1 protein-coding gene is annotated in these 1,786 nt (G+C 75.7%); it reads left to right on the top strand.

Annotated elements, in window-relative coordinates; all coding sequences use genetic code 11:
• On the top strand, nucleotides 1-1,786 hold a 1,786-nt coding region (locus FDP13_RS21415; protein WP_143840370.1), incomplete at both ends, for a filamentous hemagglutinin N-terminal domain-containing protein.

Genomic DNA, 1,786 nt, shown 5'->3' with positions numbered 1-1,786 from the left:
CGGCCGCGGCCATCCTCAACGAAGTGGTGTCGCCGAACCGCAGCCAGCTGGCGGGCTACCTGGAGGTGGCGGGCCCGGCGGCGAACGTGGTGGTGGCGAACCCGTACGGCATCACCTGCAGCGGCTGCGGCTTTCTCAACACCCCGCGCATCACGCTGACCACCGGCACGCCGCAGTTTGACGCGGCGGGCGGGCTGAGCGGTCTGGACGTGCGGGGCGGGGACATCCTGATAGACGGGGCGGGGCTGGATGCGAGCCGCAGCGATTATTTTGCGCTGATAGCGCGCACGGCGTCGCTGCAGGCGGGGCTGAATGCGCGGGAGGCGCAGGTGGTGCTGGGGGCGAACCGGGTGGGGTCGGACGGCCGGGTGACGGCGCAGGCGGTCGAGGGGACGGCGCCGGTGCTGGCGCTGGACACCGGGGCGCTGGGGGGGATGTACGCCAACCGCATCAGTCTGGTGTCGACGGAGCGGGGCGTGGGGGTGAACACGGCGGGGCTGAGCGCGCGGGAGGGCGACATCCGGCTGTCGGCGAACGGGCGGCTGCAGGTGGGCGACGCGGTGGCGCAGGGGGCGCTGACGGCGCAGGGCGAGACGCTGGCGCTGCAGGGCAGCCAGCAGGCGGAGGGCGCCGTCACGCTGAGCGGGGCGCAGGGCGTCACGCTGACGGGGAGCCGGACGCGGGCGGGCCAGGGGCTGACGCTGGCGAGCGACGGGCGCATCACGGCGGCCGACGCGGGGCTGAGCGCGGGGGTGCGGGAAGACGGGACGGTGCAGCCGGGGTACGGGCTGGGCCTGACGGGGCGTGAGCTGGCGCTGGGCCGGTCGCAGCTGGCGGGGGACCGGGTGAGCCTGACCAGTACGGGGTCGGTGAGCCAGTCGGCGGGCGGGGCGTGGCAGGCGGGGAGCGCGCTGACGCTGCGGGGCGGCGGGCTGACGCTGGACGGCGACGCGGGGGCGCAGACGCTGACGGTCAGTGGCGGCAGCCTGAGCGGCGCAGGGCGCTGGCAGGCGACGGGGGACCTGACGCTGGACGGACTGACCACGGCGCAGTGGGACGGGGCGCTGCTGGCGGGCGGGGCGCTGTCGGTGGGGGCGGCGAGCCTGGTCAACCGGGGGACGCTGGCGGGCGGCGCGGTGGCGCTGACGACGCCGGTGCTGGACAACCGGGGCACGGTGAGCGGCCGGCAGGTGGCGGTACGGGCGGCGCAGCTGGGCAACGGCGGCACGCTGTCGGCGGACGATGCGCTGACGGTACAGGCGCAAACGCAGCTGGACAACGGCGGGGCGCTGCTGTCCGGCGGGGCGCTGACGATAGCCGCCGGGCAGACGGTCAACCGGGGGGTGCTGTCGGGCGGCGCGGTGACGCTGAGCGGTGACGGGCTGTGGAACGGCGGGGTGGTGCAGGGGCGGCAGTCGCTCGGGGTGAAGGCGCTGACCGGGTTCAGCCAGACGGCGGACGGGGTGCTGACCAGCGGCGGGGCGGTGACGGTATCGGGCGGGACGCTGGAGACGGCCGGGGCGTTATCGGCGCAGGGGCTGCAGCTGCGCACCGGGCTGTGGCGCAATCAGGGGGCGGTGAGCCTGACGGGCGACGGACGGCTGACGGTGGACGAACTGGAGAACGGCGGCACCCTGTTGTCGTCCGGGGTATGGGAGATTGCCGGCGGGGCGGTGACGAACCGGGGCACGCTGCAGGGCGAGCGGCTGACGCTGCAGGGCGGGCGGCTGGACAACGACGGCCGGCTGGGCGGGCTGACGCAACTGGACCTGACGCTGAGCGGGGC

The sequence above is a fragment of the Dickeya sp. ws52 genome, assembly GCF_007210685.1.
GTDB lineage: Bacteria > Pseudomonadota > Gammaproteobacteria > Enterobacterales > Enterobacteriaceae > Dickeya > Dickeya chrysanthemi.
The sequence above is the reverse complement of the archived record's forward strand: the minus strand, read 5'-3'. Positions and strand labels throughout refer to the sequence as shown.